The organism is Leifsonia sp. Y878, assembly GCF_057669685.1.
This window is the reverse complement of sequence record NZ_JBYHFS010000001.1, coordinates 832,276-851,105: the sequence shown is the minus strand read 5'-3', so window position 1 is coordinate 851,105 and position 18,830 is coordinate 832,276. Positions and strand designations below refer to the sequence as shown.

Genomic DNA, 18,830 nt, shown 5'->3' with positions numbered 1-18,830 from the left:
GCATCACGCCTTGGTGGCATCAACCCACTGAGCCAACTTGGCCGTGGCCGCACCGGAGTCGATCGTCTCCGCGGCCACGGCCATCTTGCGTGCAAACCTGTCGATAATGGCCACCTGCGCCTGGGCGGGGTCCTGGGCCAGGTCATATGCCACCAAACCGGCCGCAGCATTCAGCAAGACGATGTCGCGCACCGGACCCTCTTCGCCAGCGAGCATCGCTCGGACAACAGCTGCATTGTGGGTGGCATCTCCCCCGACCAGATCGCTCATCCGTGCACGCTTGATGCCCAGATCCCTCGGTTCGATATCGTGCTCTGTCACAAGCCCACGGGAGACTTCCCATACGTGGCTGTGGCCGGTGGTCGTCAGCTCGTCGAGCCCATCGTCGCCACGGAACACCAGCGCTGTCGCTCCGCGAGTCTGAAAGACCCCGACGAACAGCGGGACACGGTCGAGACTGGCCACTCCAACGGCGGATGCCTCCGGCCGTGCTGGATTGCAGAGCGGGCCGAGGTAGTTGAACACAGTCGGCACCCCGAGATCTGCGCGCACACCGGCCGCGTGACGGAATCCGGGATGGAAAGCTGCGGCGTAGGCGAACGTGATTCCAGCCTGGTCGAGGATTGCCGCTACGCGCTCCGCCGACAAGGTCAAGTCAATGCCGAGGGCAGCCAGGACGTCGGATGACCCCGACGCGGAACTCGCCGCCCGGTTGCCGTGCTTGATCACAGGGACGCCCGCTGCCGCGCACACGATCGACGACATTGTCGACACGTTCACGGTGCCGAATCGGTCACCGCCGGTGCCGACGATATCGAGCGCCATGGAATTGACCTCAAGGGGAACAGCGTGCTCAAGAATGGCATCCCGGAAACCGACGATCTCATTGACGGTCTCCCCCTTGGCCTTCAGTGCAATAAGGAATGCCGCCAGCTGTGATGGCTTGGCGGCCCCAATCATCACCTGATCCATACACCACGCAGCGTCAGCGACGCTGAGATCCTCACCATCAAGGAGGGCATTCAGGATTTTGGGCCAAGTCTGCATTTCGAACATGATTCCGATCTTAAGTCAGAATGACCCAATCCCCCGACTTTACGGGCCGATCACGGGCTTTATTAGGCTGCCCTAACCGGCACTAATCCGGTGCGAGCATGCCAGATTGAGAAAAACCTGTGCGAATATCGGCCATAATGGAGGGGTGACGAGCACTTCAATTACTCCTATGGCAACTGCGCCCGTAGTGAACAGGCCCAACAGCGTGGCGGTGGGCACCATTGTCTGGCTAGGCAGTGAGGTTATGTTCTTCGCGGGTCTTTTCGCGATCTACTTCACTCTCCGGTCAACCTCCCCCGAATTGTGGGTCTCCCAGACAGAGAAACTCACGTTCCCCTTCGCATTGGGGAATACGTTGATCCTGGTGTTCTCCTCGGTGACATGCCAGTTCGGTGTGTTTGCCGCAGAGCGGATGCAGCCGCGTGCAACCGGTTGGAAACTGAGCCAGTGGGGCATGACCGAGTGGTTCTTCCTCACCTATGCGCTGGGGGCAATCTTCGTCTCCGGTCAGATCTTTGAGTACGCGACCCTCGTGTCAGAGGGCCTGTCGCTGTCAGCGAACGCATACGGATCAGCCTTCTACCTCACCACCGGGTTCCACGGTATTCACGTGATCGGCGGCTTGATCGCTTTCCTTCTAGTCATTGGCCGCGCATTCGCCGTCAAGAACTTCGGCCACAAAGAGGCAACCAGCGCCATCGTCGTGTCGTACTACTGGCACTTCGTCGATGTCGTTTGGATCGGGCTCTTCCTGGTCATTTACGTTCTCAAATAGAAATCAGGAGCGGACACCTCAGCATGCCCGAGAACACAACACCCAAGGTCCGTAAGGGCCGCAAGGCCGGTCGACGCAGCCCGTTGGCCAGCGTCGCACTCATTGCGATCGGCCTCCTCTTCACTGGTGGCGCGTACGTCGCTTTGAGCAGCAGCACAGCCTCTGCCGAAGCCGACGCGACGTCGCAGCAGACGATCGAGGAAGGCCAGAAGCTCTTCGCAGCCAACTGTGCGACATGCCACGGTATGAGTGCAGAAGGAACCGCGGAAGGCCCGACTCTTATTGGTGTCGGCGCCGCATCGGTCGACTTCCAGGTTGGCACCGGCCGTATGCCCCTCGAAATGCAGGGGCCGCAGGCATTGCAGAAGCCGGTGCAGTTCACCGAGGACCAGATCGCTGCCTTGTCGGCATACGTTGCCTCACTGGCACCTGGCCCTGGAATTCCTAGCGCCGATCTGCTCGACGCCGAGGGTGACGCGACCAACGGTGGAGAACTCTTCCGTATCAACTGCGCAATGTGCCACAACGTGGCCGGTGCAGGTGGAGCCCTTACCCAGGGTAAGTTCGCACCGCCGCTCACGGGAGTTCCCGCCAAGTACATCTACGAAGCCATGGTCACAGGACCGCAGAACATGCCGGTCTTCAACGACATGAACATCTCGCCAGAGAGCAAGCGCGACATCATCACGTACCTCAAGTACATCGAGAACAACCCGTCACCGGGTGGATTCGCACTTGGCTCGCTCGGACCGGTATCAGAGGGCCTGTTCCTCTGGATCTTCGGACTGGGCAGCATCGTGGCGTTGACCGTGTGGATCACGGCTAAGTCGAACTGACCGGCATCCGGTCACGAACAATAATTGAATCGACATTTGGTATGAAGGAGAACAATGGCCAAGGACGATAACGGCGGGAAGGATCTGACAGCTGCCGATTCGTCAGACGTTGTACACGTGGAGGAATCTGCGGGTATAGCTGTTGTCGCGCGGGATGGCCTGACCAATCCTGGTTTGCCCCCGCACCGTCCCCGCATCACTGACCTCAGCCCTAAGGCAGAGCGTCACGCAGAGCGAACGGTGTACACGCTCTTCTACCTGTCCATCGTGGGTAGCGTTTTCGCGATCGCCGCGTACATGGTCTTCCCGATCGTTCCTGAAGATCCGAGTTCAGTTCGCCTGAACACGCTCTTCATCGGTCTCGGACTGGCCCTGGCGCTGCTGGCTATCGGTATTGGCGCTGTGCACTGGGGCAAGGCCCTGATGGCAGACCACGAAGGTGTCGACCAGCGTCACCCCGTACGCGGTTCAGATGAGACGCGTGCCCGTGCTGTCGAGATCTTCGCCGAAGCAGGCGAGGAATCGGGACTTGGTCGCCGTACCCTCATCCGCAACAGCCTCATCGGCGCGCTCATTGCATTCCCGTTGCCGGCTGTCGTGCTCTTCCGTGGCCTCGGCCCGCAGGACGAAAACCCTGTCGAGCTGCTCAGCCACACCATGTGGAAGAAGGGCACTCGCCTCGCGATTGACCCGACCGGCCTTCCGATCAAGGCATCGGATGTCACGCTCGGTTCTGCTTTCCAGGTCATTCCAGAAGGTTTGAACGATCTCGAACACGGCAGGCTCGAAGCGAAGGCAAAAGCAGCAGTGCTGCTCGTACGCCTGAAGCCGGAAGACCTGCACGAGCTCCCTGAGCGCAAGGACTGGTCGTACAACGGCATCGTTGCTTACTCCAAGATCTGCACGCACGTTGGGTGCCCTGTGGCTCTGTACGAGCAGCAGACGCACAATCTGCTCTGCCCGTGCCACCAGTCGCAGTTCGACGTCACGAACCACTGTGAGGTCATCTTCGGACCGGCCGCGCGGCCACTGCCCCAACTACCTATCGCTGTTGACGCTGAGGGCTACCTCATCGCTCAGAGCGACTTCACCGAACCCGTCGGGCCGAGCTTCTGGGAGCGCCATTGAGTACGACAACCACCGAGATTGCACCGGCAGATACTCGCAAGTCCGGCGGCTTCACGGCTACCGCAGCGAACTATATTGACGAGCGCACGAGCATCTCAACCGCGGTCAAGGAGCTAGGTCGCAAGATCTTCCCTGACCACTGGTCGTTCCTCCTGGGTGAAGTAGCGCTGTACAGCTTCGTCATCATCCTGCTGTCCGGTTCATTCCTGACCTTCTTCTTCCAGGCATCCATGGCACCGGTCATCTACGACGGCTCGTACGTTCCCCTCAAGGGCGTCGAGATGTCTGTCGCCATGTCGTCGTCGCTCGATATCTCGTTCGACCTTCGCGGCGGTCTCCTCATGCGTCAGGTGCACCACTGGGCGGCTCTGCTGTTCGTGGCGTCCATCGGACTGCACATGCTGCGCATCTTCTTCACGGGTGCATTCCGCAAGCCGCGCGAGCTCAACTGGGTGATCGGCTTCGTCCTGTTCATCCTCGCGATGGCTGAGGGCTTCACCGGATACTCGCTCCCCGATGACCTGCTGTCCGGTAACGGCCTCCGAATCATCGACGGAATGGTCAAGGGCATCCCGCTGGTCGGCACCTGGATCTCGTTCCTCCTCTTCGGTGGAGAGTTCCCCGGCGAAGACATCGTCGGCCGCCTGTATTCGCTGCACATCCTGTTGCTGCCGGCGATCATCGTTGCGTTCATCGCCCTTCACCTCCTGTTCGTGGTTGTTCACAAGCACACGCAGTTCCCCGGTGCCGGCAAGACAAACCAAAACGTCGTCGGATTCCCGGTTCTCCCGGTCTACGCCGCCAAGGCTGGTGGATTCTTCTTCGTCGTGTTCGGTGTCGTGATGCTGATCGCATCGCTGTTCACCATCAACCCGATCTGGAACTATGGCCCGTACGACCCGTCACCGGTGTCTGCAGGTACCCAGCCAGACTGGTATATCGGTTTCGCCGATGGCGCTCTCCGATTGATTCCGCCGCACCTCGAGTTCGTGTGGCTCGCCCGCACCTGGTCGTTCAACATCCTGATTCCACTGATCGTGATCGGTATCTTCATCGTTACGGTGATGATCTACCCGTTCATCGAAGCCTGGATCACCGGCGACAAGCGTGAGCACCACCTGCTCGACCGTCCGCGCAACGCCCCGACCCGCACCGCCATCGGCGCTGCAGGCGTGACGTTCTACGCAGGCCTCTGGGCAGCTGCATCGTCCGACATCATCGCGACTCACTTCCACCTCACAATGGAAGGCGTGATCCATGCGCTGCAGGCGATTACCATCCTCGGACCGTTCGTTGCATACTTCATCGCCAAGCGCATGTGCCTGGCGCTGCAGAAGAAGGATCGTGAGATCGTTCTGCACGGCTTCGAATCCGGACGCATCGTTCGCCTCCCCGGTGGCGAGTTCATCGAGGTGCACCAGCCCGTCGATGAATACGAGCGCTGGAAGCTGGTCGACTACAAGGAATACGAGCCCCTGATGATCCGCCCCAACTCCAAGGGCAAGATCACCGGCGGTCAGCGTTTGCGCGCAGCATTGTCCCGCTGGTTCTTCGAAGACCGGATCGCTCCGGTCACCTCGAAGGAAATCGAACAGTCGCACGGAGACCACCACTAAGTCCGCACCGCGGACCTGATACACACAGATCGGGCATCGATGTCCCTCCACACATTGTCGGAGTGGCTTCGGTGCCCGATTTGTTTAACCCCGCTCGCGTCGCGTGAGCCGCTGGCGCTGTCCTGCACGAATGGCCACGCGTTCGACGTGAACAAGCGTGGCTTCGTCACGCTCCTGCGCTCCCATGGGCTGATCGGCGACAGCGCAGCCATGCTCGACGCACGGGACAGCTTTCTGGGCGCCGGCTGGTACCAGCCGCTTCGCGATGCCGTCAGCGAGCTGGCCGCCGCACAGGATCCCGCCACCGTCCTCGACATTGGCTGCGGCACCGGCTACTACCTGGGTGGCGTACTCGATCGGGCGCCCGCAGCACGCGCACTCGCCCTCGACCTCTCCCCCGCCGCTGTCGCTCGCACCGTGCGTTCGCGGGAGAACATCGACGGTCTGGTAGCCGACGTGTGGTCACCGCTGCCGATCCGCGATCACGCAGCCGATGTCATCCTTAATGTCTTCGCTCCGCGGAATGCAGCCGAATTCGCTCGCATACTGCGGCAGGACGGCTTGCTCATCGTCGCAATCCCCCAGGAGACGCACCTCCAGGAACTTCGCGATGCCGGCCTCGCCCTTGGCGTGCAGGAAGACAAGGCGAACCAGCTCATCGATGGCATGGCCGGCTACTTCACTCTTGACTCCCGAGTGGCCCTGTCCCAGACCCTCAGCCTGACCGATGCGGAGATCTCGGCACTCGTCGGCATGGGCCCATCCGCTCACCACCACTCAGGTGCGGTCGACGGCAGCGACGCAGATGCCGATCGTCGACAGGACGTGACTTCGGCATTCGAAGTACTGAGCTTCAGGCGTACAGGGAACGCACTCTAGAGCGCACTGATCCGCCTTCTGGTGCGCAGCATGATCGCCAGCAGGATCGGCAGTGCGATCAGCAACCCTGCTAGCCCGAAGTCCGTGACCGCAGTCACGACGGCGACGACCGCGAGAACCGCGACGAGCACAGCGTCTGACAGCCAGGCAGTGATGACGATGCTGGAGAGATCGCCAAGAGGACTGGGCACCGGAGCCATGACCTCAAGTGGAAGCGGCCCTTTGGCCGCGTCGCACAGGCGCACCGCGACGAGCACACTCGCGCAGGCAACAGCCGCGGCAAGACCGACCGCCGGCGCGCCGACAGCCACGGCCACGAGGGCACCGAGAGCGGCGCAGAGTGCGCCGGCCAGCACCGGAAGGGTCGTGTGCAGTGCGAACAGCGCGGTCGGCGACACGCCATACAACGTCGGAGCTGTTGCTGATTCCACACTGTGCCGGAAGCCATCCGACCACACCCCCAGTGCGAGAAACCCCACGACTGCCGCTGCCGCCGCCGGAATCCAGGCCACATCTGTGGATCCGGCCAGGGAGAATGCAACGAGGAAACCGCAACTCGCAGCGCCAAGGCACGCTGTCACAAAGCGGGCAGGCGTGCGCATCGCCCCGAACAGATCGCGCCGCAGAAAGACGAGGATGAGGGGTCCTGAACCGATTGCGGGCAGCCCCCTGCCCATGCGCGGGACCGGTCTGAACTCCCCCGCGGCCAGGCTGAGTTCCCCCGTGAATGCGAAGGTACCCGCTCTGTCCCAGCGCTGGGCCTGCCTGAGCAGCTGAGGTCCGCCCAGGCCGTCGAGCAGAACCGGCGCAACACAAGCCGTCGCGACGGCGCCCGCAACCAGTGCCAGCAACGCCGGCCACACGACATCCGTCTGGGCGGGGAAGACGGCTGCGAGCCAGGTCCATGGGAACACCGCCTGAATCGCCGGCAGCTGAGACGAGAGTGCTGTGGCCCCGACTAGTGCGAGAGCAAGGACAGCGCGGGACGTGTCAGCAAGTCGCTGCCCAACGAGCCAGAATCCACCGCATATGACTCCGGCGGACACGGCGCCGAGTGCGAAGGCGCCAGCGCTGGAGGGGGTCGCGGCGCCCGACGACGCCAGCACGAGCCCCGTCAGCAGCGAACCGGCAGCAGCCCCAAGCGAGAGAAGGAAGACTGACCTCATGGCGGGGTGCTGCAAGGTACGACTACGCGGCAGGTCGTTGCCCGCGAGAGCCATGCTCAGGAACGGGGTGAGGTGGACCGGCCCGCGGATACCACCGAGCACAACGAAGGCCGCGAGGAGAACACCCATCCCACTGGCTGCTCTCGCTGCACCCGACGCGACGAGGATGGTGAGGATCTGCGGCTGGGCCAGCCAGAGCAGAAGGGTGCGCAGGAGAGGAAGGCCGAGAACCGCGCACAGCATGACGGCAGCGTATGCCGCGTATGCACGATCGGGTGTGGACGCAGCTCCCCTGCGCGAGCTCAGCACTGAACGAACGTCGCGGAGTGTTTGTCGAGAGCTCACGCCGCGGCGCCAGCCAGCGCGATGGATCTCCCTGCCACGGCGTCTGTCAGCAACGGACTGTGCGTGGCGAAGACGATGGTGCGCCCGGTTGCCTGTTCTTCGGCCAGCACTGCGATAACGGCCTGCAGCCGTTCAGGGTCGAGGCGCTGTTCAGGCTCGTCAAGCAGCAGCACGTCATAGGGGCGCACGGTCGCCAGGGCGAGAGCGAACAGCTGTGATTGGCCGGATGAGAGCTCGTGCGGGAATCTCTGGCGGAGTGGTTCAAGCTGCCACCGACGGAGATGCTGCTGCCCTCGTTGACCCGCCTCGTGTCGAGGGAGGCCCCAGGACGCAGCCACGAGCGTGAGGTGCTCCTCGAGCGTGAGGTCACGCGCGACCGGCGGCCTGCCTATGGCGGCGCTCACCGCGCGCCTGAATAGTGGAGACCGCTCGTTGGTCGAATTCCCCCCAATGCGCGCTGTTCCGAATGTCGGTCGCAGCTGACCAGCCAGAACCCGCAGCAGGGTCGTCTTCCCTGTGCCGTTCGCACCCGTCACGGCGAGGGACTCCCCCGCGCTCAAAGAAAAAGACGTGTGCCCCAGGAGTTCCGTTCCATCCATGGCCACGGACAGCTGCTCGACCTCGACAAGAATCCCCACCGCTCCAGTATCTACTGTCGATGCTCATCCTGCTCAGGATCCTCAGCCCGGTCCTTCCGGGAACGCAGTGCCTCCCATTGCGCCAGGCGCTCACCGATGCGTTGTTCGTACCCGTTGCTGCTGGGTTCATAGAACCGGTGCCGCTCCATGCCGTCTGGGAAGTAGTTCGCGCCGGAGAACCCGTCGGTCGTGTCGGGATCGTATTGATAGTCCTTGCCGTAGCCGAGGTTCTTCATCAGCTTGGTGGGGGCATTCAGGATGTGTAGCGGCGGGGGAAGCGAACCGGTCTCTTTCGCCGCACGGACGGCACGGTTGAAGCCTCGATAGACGGCGATGGATTTCGGAGCGGTCGCGAGATACACCACGGCCTGCGCGATCGCCAGCTCCCCCTCTGGGGACCCGAGCCGGTCGAACACGTCCCACGCAGTCACAGCTTGGTGGGTGGCTTCAGGGTCAGCGATGCCGATATCCTCGTTCGCGAACCGGACGAGGCGCCGTGCGATGTAGAGCGGGTCCTCGCCGCCGTCCAGCATGCGGGCGAGCCAGTACAGCGCGGCGTCGGGGTCGGAGCCGCGCATGGCTTTGTGGAGGGCGGAGATCAGGTTGTAGTGCGATTCCTGCGTCTTGTCATACAGGGGCGCCCGTTTTTGGACGACCGCGGCAAGCCCGGCAGCATCGAGTTGTGTGCCGGTATCGGGGAGGGTGAGGAGTTGCTCGGTCATGTTCAGCAGGTAACGGCCGTCACCGTCGGCCATCGCGAGCAGCGCCTGCCGTGCTCCCGCGTCGACCGGCAGGCTGTGGCCGATGAGGTGTTCGGCCCGAGCGATGAGAGTATCCAAGGCGTGCTCGTCGAGGCGTTTCAGCACGAACACCTGGCAGCGCGACAGGAGCGCGCCGTTGAGTTCGAAGCTGGGGTTCTCCGTGGTTGCGCCAACCAGGGTGATCGTGCCGTCTTCGACATAGGGCAGGAAGCTGTCTTGCTGGGCGCGGTTGAAGCGGTGGATCTCATCAACGAACAGCAAGGTGCCCTGCCCAATCTCGCGGCGCTTTGCCGCCACAGAGAACACGCGGCGCAGGTCCGCGACACCGGAGAAGGTGGCGGAGAGCGGTTCGAAGACGAGATTGGTGCGCTCGGCGAGGAGCCGGGCGATCGTGGTCTTCCCCGATCCGGGGGGCCCCCACAAGATGATTGACACCAGCCGATGCGCTGCGACCATGCGCCCGAGCGGGCCGTCCGAGCTAAGCAGGTGGTCCTGTCCGACCACATCCTCGAGCGTGGTCGGACGGAGTCTGTCGGCGAGGGGCCGGGAGGCATCATCGACCTCGAACAGTGACGGTGGCTCAGCTGCCATGCGACGACACCTGCTTCCTTCTCATTCGTGTCCCGGCTACGTATGGTCTTCAGTGGTGGGGCATGTGGGCTACAACGAGCTCGTAGGAGTTCGTGACCAGATCCTCCACCAGGTCATCCGTGATGCTGTCCCCTGCACCGATGGAGATCCAGTGCCGCTTGTCCAGGTACCGGCCAGGGGTGATCGTCTCGAATGACCGCACCAACGCTTTACCATGGTCCGGTTCGGCCTTAACGGTGATGATTTGCTCTGCCGGGTCCTCAGTGACAATCAGGAACACCTTCCCGCCCACCTTGTACACATCCAGCGCTGGCGTGAAAGGGTGCCCATGCGTCACGTCGGGAAGTGCGGACGCGACCTCCCGGGCAACGTTCTGCAGTTGCGTACCGGTGATCGTCATGACTCGTGCCGCCCGAAGGTGTTCGCATCCACTGGCTGCTTGGCCTTCGGGAGGTTCTCGACGACGAGGAGGTAGGACTCTGTGACCAGTTCGTCAACCAAGCCAGAGTCGATCGTGCCACCCGGAGACAGAGTGATCCAGTGCTGCTTGTTCATGTGATACCCCGGAGTGATGTCCTCGTGCGCGGTTCGCAGCGCCTGGCCATCGGAGGGGGAAGCTTTGAGGATCACGATCTTCTCCCCCGTGATCTCGGTGAGCAGCATAAACACCTTCCCGCGGACCTTGTACACCTCCCACTCCTCACCGAACGGATGCTCCAACCCTGCGCCAGGTAACTCCTCCGTACGGGCTGCAGCCCGCGCCTGCAGAGCGTCGCCATCCATGAATGGGTCTCCCTCACAATAGGCAGCCTGTGTACGGTCTCCACCCTACCTACCCTGCGAGTTCGAAGCCGACACCCTCAATGCGCTATGCCGGACGATACTGAAACCATGACCGAAACAATGCACGCGATCGTGCTGACAGCGCCCGGCGGGATCGACCAGCTCGTCGTCACCGAGGTCCCCAAACCTGAGGTGAGACCAGGGTGGGTGCGCATCCGGGTGAAAGCGTTCGGGGTGAACGAGTCCGAAGTAACCAGCCGCAAGGGTGAATCCGACCCGGACTTCACCTTCCCCCGCATCCTGGGGATCGAAGGCGTCGGCATCATCGACGCCGTTCCCGAAGGCAGCGCGCTGAAGTCAGGCCAACAGGTCGCGACGATGATGGGCGGCATGGGCCGCTCCTTCGACGGTAGCTACGCCGAATACACCCTCGTACCCGAATCCCAGATCATCCCCTTCACGTCCGACCTGCCCTGGGAAACCCTCGGCGCCCTCCCGGAGATGTATCAAACCGCCTACGGATCCCTCACCACCGGCCTGAACCTCCAGCCCGGCCAGACCCTCCTCATCCGCGGTGGGACGTCAACGGTTGGGCTGTCGGCGGCGACCCTCGCCCACCACCTCGGAGCGACCGTCATCTCCACGACCCGCAACCCCGACCGCATCAAACTGCTTGCCAGCAACGGCGTCACTCACGCGATCGTCGACACCGGGACCATCGTCGACACCGTCCGCGGCCTCGCGCCGGACGGTGTCGACGCCGCACTCGAACTCGTTGGCACCGTCACCCTCGGCGACACCATACGGACAGTCCGCCGAGGCGGAACCGCGTGTTTCACCGGGGCTCTCGGCGGACAATGGACCATTCAGGACTTCTCTCCGTTCGGGTTCATCCCCTCAGGGGTACGTCTGACCACCTACGGCGGAGGCGCCTCCGACCTGCCAGCCAAGGAATTCGCCAAACAACTTGCTGCGATCAAGGACGGACAACTCACTGTCCCCGTCGGGGGTGTCTACCACGGCCTCGACCAAGCCGGGAAAGCCCAGGCCGACCTCGAAGCCGGCGGCACCCCAGGAAAACACGTCGTCGTACTCGACTAACCTCACCGCTTCAGTGTGGACTTAACGCATACAGCGCCCTCCCGGAGGAGAGCGCTGTATGTGACGTGCGTGGATGAGTGCTTAGCGGGCGAAGAGACCGCGGTAGTACTCGTATACCCAGCCGACGAGGCTGATTACGCCGATGCCGACTGCGATGAAGCAGATCCAGAAGCCAACGGCGAGGCCCAGGAAGAGCAACGCAGCGCTGGCGGCGAGCATGATCGGCCACCAGCTCCACGGGCTGTAGAAGCCAAGCTCAGGGTCGCCGTCGTCGATGTTGGCATCGAGACGGTCCTCTGGAAGCTCCCCACCCTGTGCCGTGTGTACACGGCCCAGGTAGAAGGCGATGAAGCTTGCGAGGATCGTCGAGAGTCCGAGGGCGAACGTTCCGGCCCACTCAATGTGGCCGAACAGTGGGTCCAGGAGGCTCCACACGACGTAGACAACTGTCGAGAGACCGAAGAACGCGGCCAGGATCCACAGGAGGTTGACGTTTACTTTCATTTTTACTTGACCTTCTCGGAAGCCGCGTCGTACGTAGGAGCGTCGGGTGCGTCCTTCGCCGGGCCGATGCCAACGGGGATTTCGACCTCGGGGTGATTGAGGTCAAACGCGGGCCGTTCTGAACGAATGCGCGGGATGGACGTGAAGTTGTGGCGCGGCGGCGGGCAGGAGGTCGCCCACTCGAGTGATCCGCCGTAACCCCACGGGTCGTTGACGGTGACCTTCGGAGCCTTGCGAGCCGTGATGTACACGTTCAGCAGGAACGGGATCATCGAGACCGCGAGGATCATCGAGCCGACAGTCGACAGCTGGTTCATCCAGGTGAATCCGTCATCGGGCGAGTACGTGGCGTATCGACGCGGCATGCCGACGACTCCGAGCCAGTGCTGCACGAGGAACGTGGTGTGGAAGCCGATGAAGAGAAGCCAGAAGTGCCACTTGCCGAGGCGCTCGTTGAGCATCTTGCCCGTCCACTTCGGCCACCAGAAGTAGAAGCCACTGAACATGGCGAATACAACAGTTCCGAAGACGACGTAGTGGAAGTGCGCAACAACGAAGTACGTGTCAGACACGTGGAAGTCGAGCGGCGGTGAAGCCAGGATGACACCGGTCAGACCACCGAACGTGAAGGTGATGAGGAAGCCGATGGCCCAGAGCATGGGTGTTTCGAAGGTCAGCGACCCTCGCCACATCGTGCCGATCCAGTTGAAGATCTTCACACCCGTTGGCACTGCGATGAGCATTGTCATCAGGGAGAAGAACGGCAAGAGCACGGAACCCGTCACGTACATGTGGTGAGCCCACACGGTCACCGACAGTGCGGCGATGGCGATGGTTGCGTAGATGAGTGTCTTGTAACCGAAGATCGGCTTGCGACTGAATACCGGGAACACTTCAGAGACGATGCCGAAGAACGGCAGGGCGATGATGTAAACCTCTGGGTGACCGAAGAACCAGAACAAGTGCTGCCACAGGATGGCGCCACCGTTTGCCGGGTCGTAGATGTGCATGTCGAAGATGCGGTCGCCAGCGGCAGCCAGGAGGGCAGCAGCCAGAACCGGGAACGCCATCAGGATCAGCAGCGAGGTGACAAGCGCGTTCCACGTGAAGATCGGCATGCGGAACATCGTCATACCAGGGGCACGCATCGTGATGATCGTCGTGATGAAGTTCACACCACCGAGGATGGTACCGAAGCCCGACAGGCCTAGCCCCACCATCCACAAGTTCCCGCCAACGCCGGGTGAGAACGTCGTGCTGGCAAGCGGTTGATAGGCGAACCAGCCGAAGGATGCTGCACCCTGCGGGGTGAGGAATCCGGCGACGGCGATCAAGCTACCGAAGAAGAACAACCAGAAGGAGAAAGCGTTCAGACGCGGGAAGGCAACGTCTGGTGCACCGATCTGGAGCGGCATCAGGGCATTCGCGAATCCGAAGAACAGCGGGGTTGCGAACATGAGCAGCATGATTGTGCCGTGCATGGTGAAGAGCTGGTTGTACTGCTCTTTCGTCGCGACGACCTGAAGGCCCGGTTCGAAGAGCTGGGCGCGGATGACCAAGGCCATCACGCCACCGATGCAGAAGTAGATGAAGGACGTGATCAGGTACATGTACCCGATGACCTTGTGGTCGGTGGATGTGATCCACCGAACCAGGATGTTGCCCTTTTTCTCAGCACCTGGGCTGATGACGGGGGGCGCGGTGCGCACCGACGCCGGCGTTGTAAGTGTCGTGCTCATGGGTTAGTTACCCTCCTCCTGCGCCACCGGAGCGCTGGTGCCCGGAAGATTTTGGTTGCGGTCGTACTCGGTACCGAGCTGACCCTCGTTGCCCGCTGCGCGGAGCCCGTCGGTGTATGCCAGATAATCAGCCTCTGACACGACCTTCACCTTGAACAGCATGAGGGAGTGGTATTCGCCACACAGCTCGGCGCACTTTCCGTCGTAGGTGCCGATTCGTTCCGGGATAACAGACATGTAGTTGACCTTGCCGGGAATCATGTCCTTCTTGTAGAGGAAGTCGATGACCCAGAAGGAGTGAATGACGTCGCGGGACTGAAGAGCGATCTCGATCTTCTTGCCGACAGGCAGAACCAGCGTGGGGAGCTCGGATTCGATGATCGAACCAGGAGCGGCGTCAGGGTCGTCCTGGGCCTGGATACCGGCCGAGTAGACATCTTCATTGACGTAGTTGAAGTCCCACGCCCACTGCTTGCCCAAAACCTGGATCTTGACTTCTGGCTGATCGAAGCGAGCCTCGATGGCCTGCTGGTCCCTGGCCGTGAAGGCGAAGAATCCGAGCACGAGGATGAGCGGCACGATCGTGTAGAAGATCTCGATCGGCATGTTGTATCGCAGCTGTACCGGCAGGCCGGTCTGGCCCTTGCGGCGTCGGTAGACGACGACTGCCCACAGTGTGAGGCCCCAGGTGATGACACCCACAATGAGGAGCACGATCCAGGAGGTGGTCCACAAGCCGGAGACGCGCTCTGTGTGGTTTGTAACCGCAGGCTGCCCCTCCTCGAATCCGGGGAGGAACCCGTTGAGCTGGGCTTGTGTACACCCCGCGAGAGCAATGGTTAACGACGCTGCGATTGGAATTGCAGCCCATCGAAGACGGCGGTAATTGCGCACCGGTGACCTTTCGGGAGACTCGTGGTCACTTCTCAGGAAGTGAATTGATCGTTTCCCAGCCTACTCCGAGAGCGGCCGTCACATGTGCACTCCCGGTGCCGCGTCACCGTAAAAATCAAGGAATTGCTGGATTTTTTTGCCGAAAATAGGGCTGGGAGACCATCGATTCGATGATCTCCCAGCCCTGAAACAGCTTTATCGACTAGTGGAAGGAATCTCCACAGGCACAGCTTCCGCCGGCATTCGGGTTGTCAATCGTGAAACCCTGCTTTTCGATGGTGTCTTCGAAGTCAATCGACGCGCCGTCAAGGTAAGGAACGCTCATCTTGTCGACGATCACCTCAACGCCATCGAAGTCGACAACAGCGTCGCCGTCGAGCGTTCGCTCGTCGAAGTACAGCTGGTAAATCAAGCCAGAGCATCCGCCGGGCTGGACGGCAACACGCAAGCGCAGGTCTTCGCGGCCTTCCTGCGCAAGCAGGCTGCGCACCTTGGCTGCGGCCGCATCGCTGATGCCGACACGGTGAGCGGCGGTCTCTGCAGGTGCAGTGCTTTCGGTGATGGTGTCAGTCATGGTGCTCCTTGAGACGTTGTACAGCGCGAAATCTATTGAGGATTCTATAGCGGCCAACCGGGAACGAGCAGTGAACATTCCCAGTTGGCCATGCCGGGTGACCTAACCGGCTGAGCGTTCATTGAGCCTGGCCAGCAACAGCGCTTCGCTCAGCACGGCGCGCTTGAACACGCCGAGGTGCAGCGATTCGTTGGGGCTGTGCGCCCGTGAATCAGGATCTTCTACGCCGGTGACCAGGATCTGGGCCTCTGGAAAGACGCGTGCAAGGTCTGCGATGAACGGAATGGATCCGCCGACGCCGATATCGACAGGTTCGACGCCCCAGGCATCCCGCATCGCCGTGCGCGTCTCTGCCACGGCCCAGCCGCTGGTGTCAACGAGGAAGGCCTCCCCTGTGTCGACGTCATCGATCTCGAGGTGGGCGCCGAAGGGGGCGTTGGCACGGAGGTGCGCCTCGAGTGCCGCGTATGCCTCAGCTGCCGGCTGCCCAGGGGCGATCCTGGCGCTGAGTCGCACGCTGATGGAGGGTGAGAGCGTATTGGAGGCGTTTGCGACGCTGGGCGCGTCGATACCGGTCACGGTGATCGCCGGCTGTGCCCAGATGCGGCTGAGAATCGATCCGTTGCCGATCGGCGACACCCCATCCAACAGGCCGGTTTCGAGTCTGAGCTGTTCGGCCGAGTACTCGGGAGTGTCCTGCGGGTGACTGGTGAGACCGGCGACGGCCACCGATCCGTCATCCGCATACAGGGTCGCGAGCAGCTTGATCGTCGCGAGCATGGCATCCGGTACCGCTCCCCCGAACATTCCGGAGTGCGATGCGTGAGACAGCGTGCGGACAGTCAGGCGGAACGTCACATTGCCGCGCAGGCCGATGGTGAGCGCGGGAGTGTCGATATCCCAGTTGTTGGAGTCAGCAACCACGATCGCGTCTGCGCGCAGGGCATCTTCGTTCTGTTCGAGGAATGTGGCGAACGAGCGGCTGCCGAACTCCTCCTCACCCTCGATGAAGAGGGCAAGGCCGAGGTCGAAGTCGGGTCCGACAGCCTCGACGAGCGCGCGGATGGAGGCGATGTGCGCCATCACGCCGGCCTTGTCGTCAGCGGCGCCACGGCCGTAGAGGCGGTCGCCGCGCACGGTGGGCTCGAACGGGTTGGATTCCCATTCCTCATCTCGCCCAGGAGGCTGCACATCGTGGTGGGCGTAGAGCAGGATCGTCGGCTTTCCGTTTCTGGCGGCCCGCGTCGCGAGCACTGCCGGCTGGCCCAGCTCATCCGTCCCAGGGATACCGGCCTGCTTGACCTCAACGCTGTCGAAAACACCGAGGTCACGCGCGAGTGCCGCGACGGCATCCGCGCTTGCGGCGACATGGCTGGGATCGAACGCGGCCCACGCCACCGACGGAATACGCACGAGTGCGCTCAAATCGGCGATGGTACTGGGCAGTCCCTGCTCGACTGCGAGGCGAACGTCGGCCTCAACTTTCGCGTTTGCTGGAGATGTGTGTTGGCTATCCGTCATGCAGGTAATCTTAAGGCAACTAAATTCAAGGACATGATGTGGCAAAGCAACCTCTGACCCCCGACGCGGAACCATCGATCGAAACCGCTGAGGAGACCGCAGCGCGGCTCGCAGCGACAACGACCGGCAAGGGCGCCCCGACCCCCACTCGCAAGCAGCAGGAGGCCGCGCGGAAGCGTCCCCTGGTGCCAGACGACCGCAAGCTGGCTGCGAAGCAGGCACGCGTGCAGTCTGCCGACGCCCGCGAGCGTGCACGCCTCGGCATGGCAGCCGGCGACGACAAGTACCTCCCGCAGCGTGAACGCGGCCCACAGAAGCGATTCGTGCGCGACTACGTCGACGCCCGCTTCAACGTCGGCGAGTTCATGATCCCGGTGATGTTCCTCGTGATCATCCTCACCTTCTTCCCCAACCCCGCTGTGCAGACATACGGGATCCTGGCGCTCTGGGCTTTCTTCCTGATTGCGGTTGTCGACTGCGTGATCCTCGGCTTCACGTTGAAGCGCAAGGTCGCGGCCAAGTTCGGCGCCGACAAGGCTGAGCGTGTGCGCTGGTACGCGGCGATGCGCGCCCTGCAGCTGCGCGTCATGCGGCTTCCGAAGCCCCAGGTCAAGCGCGGGCAGTACCCCAGCTAGACCTGAACAGACGACGAAAGGCCCCGGCATTGCCGGGGCCTTTCGCGTTTCAGCGGATGGCGCTCAGATCAGGCCAGGTGGAATGCGCCCGCCCTGACCAGGGGAATTCTGGTTTCGTCTTCGGTCAGTGAACCGTGCTGGCCGACCATCTTCCTGGCTGACTGGTTCGGCTCGCGGGAGTCGTAGTACGCGACCAGCTTTCGCGCCGCGACGATGACATCTCCGATTCGGGGCGCGACCTCTGCATCGACCTCGCCGAAGTAGCCGGCTGCGATCGCCTCGTCGCGCGTCATGACCCAGGCACGTTCACCTTCGAGAGCGCGCCAGGCCTCAGCCAGCGAGTCCGCGGTGACGTCTGTGTTCGCGTCGAGGTACAGGTGGAGGCACCGTGGGTCTCCCCCGATGTGCCTGACGCCCTCCACGAGCTCTGGCACGGTGTCGAACAGGATGTGGCGCTCTGCCGGCACGTCAATGATTCCGTGGTCAGCCGTGACGATCAGTCCTTCGTCGGCGCGGAGCGTCGCCGCGAACCGTGCAAGCTCTGAATCCAGCACTTCAAGCTCTGTCAACCACTTGGCCGATTCCCAGCCATTCGCGTGGGCGGCGATGTCGAGTTCAGCCACATACAGGTAGACCAGCGCACGCGGTTCCTCATCAAGGATGCGCTTCGCGGCCGCGAAGCGATCCGCTATCCGCTCAGCTGACACGTACGTCGCGCCACGCAATACCGCCTGGGTGAAGCCCGACGCGTCGTAGCGTGCTGGGCCGACGGTGAAACTGGGGATACCAACATCCGCTGCCTGCTCGAACACGGTGCGCACGCGCTGCCAGGTCGCCGGATCCATGTCGGCGTCCCAGCCGGTCAGCTGGTTCACGACTCGGTCATGGGCCTCGTCGCGCACGCGGTAGCCGACCAGGCCGTGCTGGCCTGGCGCAACACCTGTTGTCAACGTGGCGATGCCGGCCGCCGTTGTCGCGGGGAACACCCCATCGATCACGCTGCGCTTGCCCAGCCTGCTGGCCAGGAACCTGGCATGGCCCGCACGGCTCTTGATGGCGCTGGCGCCGAGACCGTCGACCAAGACGACCACGGCTTTGGCCGCTGGCGGGAGGCCAAGCACGTTCGGTGTGCCCTGGAGGGCGTGCAGGCAACTTGGGAGAACATCGGCAAGGCGAATCGTGCTGAATTGGCGGGCCGGTAGCATAAGGGACATCGGGGTAAGTCTTTCACAGTCCCTCACACCCGCCATGAACCACTCGTGCCCAGACGCACGTCCTAAGCAGAATT

General features: G+C 62.5%; 19 protein-coding genes. 7 read left to right on the top strand and 12 right to left on the bottom strand.

The annotated features are described in order from the left end of the window. Window positions 1-3: 3 nt before the first annotated feature. Complete coding sequence (gene trpD, locus AC25Y4_RS03930) at window positions 4-1,056, bottom strand: anthranilate phosphoribosyltransferase (RefSeq protein ID WP_488119059.1); 1,053 nt, start codon at window positions 1,054-1,056, stop codon at window positions 4-6. Window positions 1,057-1,225: 169 nt separating this feature from the next. On the opposite strand from trpD, the gene ctaE reads away from it, so the two are divergent. Genes ctaE through AC25Y4_RS03905 form a run of 5 tightly spaced genes read left to right on the top strand, consistent with a single transcriptional unit; the run spans window position 1,226 to window position 6,290 of the window. Then, a complete protein-coding gene (gene ctaE / locus AC25Y4_RS03925) occupies window positions 1,226-1,831 on the top strand; it encodes an aa3-type cytochrome oxidase subunit III (RefSeq protein ID WP_488119058.1) in 606 nt (201 codons plus the stop codon). A 23-nt stretch (window positions 1,832-1,854) separates the two neighbouring features. Further along, window positions 1,855-2,667 (top strand): cytochrome bc1 complex diheme cytochrome c subunit, encoded by an 813-nt coding sequence (gene qcrC, locus AC25Y4_RS03920; protein ID WP_488119057.1) that lies wholly within the window; start codon window positions 1,855-1,857, stop codon window positions 2,665-2,667. 54 nt (window positions 2,668-2,721) lie between these two features. Beyond that, complete coding sequence (gene qcrA, locus AC25Y4_RS03915) at window positions 2,722-3,795, top strand: cytochrome bc1 complex Rieske iron-sulfur subunit (RefSeq protein ID WP_488119056.1); 1,074 nt, start codon at window positions 2,722-2,724, stop codon at window positions 3,793-3,795. Then, a complete protein-coding gene (gene qcrB / locus AC25Y4_RS03910) occupies window positions 3,792-5,411 on the top strand; it encodes a cytochrome bc1 complex cytochrome b subunit (RefSeq protein WP_488119055.1) in 1,620 nt (539 codons plus the stop codon). Before qcrA ends, qcrB begins: the two co-directional genes overlap by 4 nt. Before the next feature lie 39 nt (window positions 5,412-5,450). Next, a complete protein-coding gene (locus AC25Y4_RS03905) occupies window positions 5,451-6,290 on the top strand; it encodes a methyltransferase domain-containing protein (protein WP_488119054.1) in 840 nt (279 codons plus the stop codon). Here AC25Y4_RS03905 and AC25Y4_RS03900 read toward each other — a convergent pair. From AC25Y4_RS03900 to AC25Y4_RS03880, 5 genes are all read right to left on the bottom strand, one after another. After that, window positions 6,287-7,801: a hypothetical protein gene (locus AC25Y4_RS03900; protein WP_488119053.1), complete on the bottom strand. Its 1,515-nt coding sequence runs from the start codon at window positions 7,799-7,801 to the stop codon at window positions 6,287-6,289. The genes AC25Y4_RS03905 and AC25Y4_RS03900 overlap by 4 nt on opposite strands. Then, the gene (locus AC25Y4_RS03895; protein WP_488119052.1) at window positions 7,798-8,439 is read right to left on the bottom strand and encodes an ABC transporter ATP-binding protein; all 642 of its coding nucleotides are present in this window, start codon (window positions 8,437-8,439) and stop codon (window positions 7,798-7,800) included. Before AC25Y4_RS03895 ends, AC25Y4_RS03900 begins: the two co-directional genes overlap by 4 nt. A gap of 11 nt (window positions 8,440-8,450) precedes the next feature. Beyond that, on the bottom strand, window positions 8,451-9,704 hold the full coding sequence (locus tag AC25Y4_RS03890) for a replication-associated recombination protein A (protein ID WP_488119051.1): 1,254 nt from the start codon (window positions 9,702-9,704) through the stop codon (window positions 8,451-8,453). 136 nt (window positions 9,705-9,840) lie between these two features. Continuing rightward, window positions 9,841-10,191 carry an MmcQ/YjbR family DNA-binding protein gene (locus AC25Y4_RS03885; protein WP_488119050.1) on the bottom strand — a complete coding sequence of 117 codons (351 nt, stop codon included), beginning with the start codon at window positions 10,189-10,191 and terminating at the stop codon, window positions 9,841-9,843. Next, on the bottom strand, window positions 10,188-10,574 hold the full coding sequence (locus tag AC25Y4_RS03880) for an MmcQ/YjbR family DNA-binding protein (RefSeq protein ID WP_488119049.1): 387 nt from the start codon (window positions 10,572-10,574) through the stop codon (window positions 10,188-10,190). Before AC25Y4_RS03880 ends, AC25Y4_RS03885 begins: the two co-directional genes overlap by 4 nt. A gap of 108 nt (window positions 10,575-10,682) precedes the next feature. On the opposite strand from AC25Y4_RS03880, the gene AC25Y4_RS03875 reads away from it, so the two are divergent. Next, window positions 10,683-11,675: a zinc-binding dehydrogenase gene (locus AC25Y4_RS03875; RefSeq protein ID WP_488119048.1), complete on the top strand. Its 993-nt coding sequence runs from the start codon at window positions 10,683-10,685 to the stop codon at window positions 11,673-11,675. A gap of 81 nt (window positions 11,676-11,756) precedes the next feature. Here AC25Y4_RS03875 and AC25Y4_RS03870 read toward each other — a convergent pair whose 3' ends face one another. The 5 genes from AC25Y4_RS03870 to AC25Y4_RS03850 all read right to left on the bottom strand — a co-directional run bounded on the left by AC25Y4_RS03870 (window position 11,757) and on the right by AC25Y4_RS03850 (window position 16,907). Beyond that, window positions 11,757-12,179: a cytochrome c oxidase subunit 4 gene (locus AC25Y4_RS03870; RefSeq protein WP_488119047.1), complete on the bottom strand. Its 423-nt coding sequence runs from the start codon at window positions 12,177-12,179 to the stop codon at window positions 11,757-11,759. Window positions 12,180-12,181: 2 nt separating this feature from the next. Then, a complete protein-coding gene (gene ctaD / locus AC25Y4_RS03865; protein WP_488119046.1) occupies window positions 12,182-13,918 on the bottom strand; it encodes an aa3-type cytochrome oxidase subunit I in 1,737 nt (578 codons plus the stop codon). A 3-nt stretch (window positions 13,919-13,921) separates the two neighbouring features. Further along, window positions 13,922-14,812 (bottom strand): aa3-type cytochrome oxidase subunit II, encoded by an 891-nt coding sequence (gene ctaC / locus AC25Y4_RS03860; RefSeq protein ID WP_488119045.1) that lies wholly within the window; start codon window positions 14,810-14,812, stop codon window positions 13,922-13,924. Between the two features lie 202 nt (window positions 14,813-15,014). Then, window positions 15,015-15,386 carry an iron-sulfur cluster insertion protein ErpA gene (gene erpA, locus AC25Y4_RS03855; protein WP_488119044.1) on the bottom strand — a complete coding sequence of 124 codons (372 nt, stop codon included), beginning with the start codon at window positions 15,384-15,386 and terminating at the stop codon, window positions 15,015-15,017. 102 nt (window positions 15,387-15,488) lie between these two features. Beyond that, window positions 15,489-16,907, bottom strand: coding sequence for a M20/M25/M40 family metallo-hydrolase (locus AC25Y4_RS03850; RefSeq protein ID WP_488119043.1), 1,419 nt, complete (start codon window positions 16,905-16,907; stop codon window positions 15,489-15,491). 38 nt (window positions 16,908-16,945) lie between these two features. On the opposite strand from AC25Y4_RS03850, the gene AC25Y4_RS03845 reads away from it, so the two are divergent. Further along, the gene (locus AC25Y4_RS03845) at window positions 16,946-17,542 is read left to right on the top strand and encodes a DUF3043 domain-containing protein (protein WP_488119042.1); all 597 of its coding nucleotides are present in this window, start codon (window positions 16,946-16,948) and stop codon (window positions 17,540-17,542) included. A gap of 68 nt (window positions 17,543-17,610) precedes the next feature. Here the strand turns inward: AC25Y4_RS03845 and AC25Y4_RS03840 are convergent, their stop codons facing one another. Further along, window positions 17,611-18,756, bottom strand: a complete 1,146-nt coding sequence (locus AC25Y4_RS03840) for an alkaline phosphatase family protein (protein WP_488119041.1) — start codon at window positions 18,754-18,756, stop codon at window positions 17,611-17,613. Between the last annotated feature and the right edge of the window lie 74 nt (window positions 18,757-18,830).

Bases quoted from the DNA above. Each gene is read 5' to 3' on its own strand.
- trpD (WP_488119059.1), bottom strand. From the start codon at position 1,056: ATGTTCGAAATGCAGACTTGGCCCAAAATCCTGAATGCCCTCCTTGAT.
- ctaE (WP_488119058.1), top strand. From the start codon at position 1,226: ATGGCAACTGCGCCCGTAGTGAACAGGCCCAACAGCGTGGCGGTGGGC.
- qcrC (WP_488119057.1), top strand. From the start codon at position 1,855: ATGCCCGAGAACACAACACCCAAGGTCCGTAAGGGCCGCAAGGCCGGT.
- qcrA (WP_488119056.1), top strand. From the start codon at position 2,722: ATGGCCAAGGACGATAACGGCGGGAAGGATCTGACAGCTGCCGATTCG.
- AC25Y4_RS03905 (WP_488119054.1), top strand. From the start codon at position 5,451: ATGTCCCTCCACACATTGTCGGAGTGGCTTCGGTGCCCGATTTGTTTA.
- AC25Y4_RS03885 (WP_488119050.1), bottom strand. From the start codon at position 10,191: ATGACGATCACCGGTACGCAACTGCAGAACGTTGCCCGGGAGGTCGCG.
- AC25Y4_RS03880 (WP_488119049.1), bottom strand. From the start codon at position 10,574: ATGGATGGCGACGCTCTGCAGGCGCGGGCTGCAGCCCGTACGGAGGAG.
- AC25Y4_RS03875 (WP_488119048.1), top strand. From the start codon at position 10,683: ATGACCGAAACAATGCACGCGATCGTGCTGACAGCGCCCGGCGGGATC.
- AC25Y4_RS03870 (WP_488119047.1), bottom strand. From the start codon at position 12,179: ATGAAAGTAAACGTCAACCTCCTGTGGATCCTGGCCGCGTTCTTCGGT.
- ctaD (WP_488119046.1), bottom strand. From the start codon at position 13,918: ATGAGCACGACACTTACAACGCCGGCGTCGGTGCGCACCGCGCCCCCC.
- erpA (WP_488119044.1), bottom strand. From the start codon at position 15,386: ATGACTGACACCATCACCGAAAGCACTGCACCTGCAGAGACCGCCGCT.
- AC25Y4_RS03850 (WP_488119043.1), bottom strand. From the start codon at position 16,907: ATGACGGATAGCCAACACACATCTCCAGCAAACGCGAAAGTTGAGGCC.
- AC25Y4_RS03840 (WP_488119041.1), bottom strand. From the start codon at position 18,756: ATGTCCCTTATGCTACCGGCCCGCCAATTCAGCACGATTCGCCTTGCC.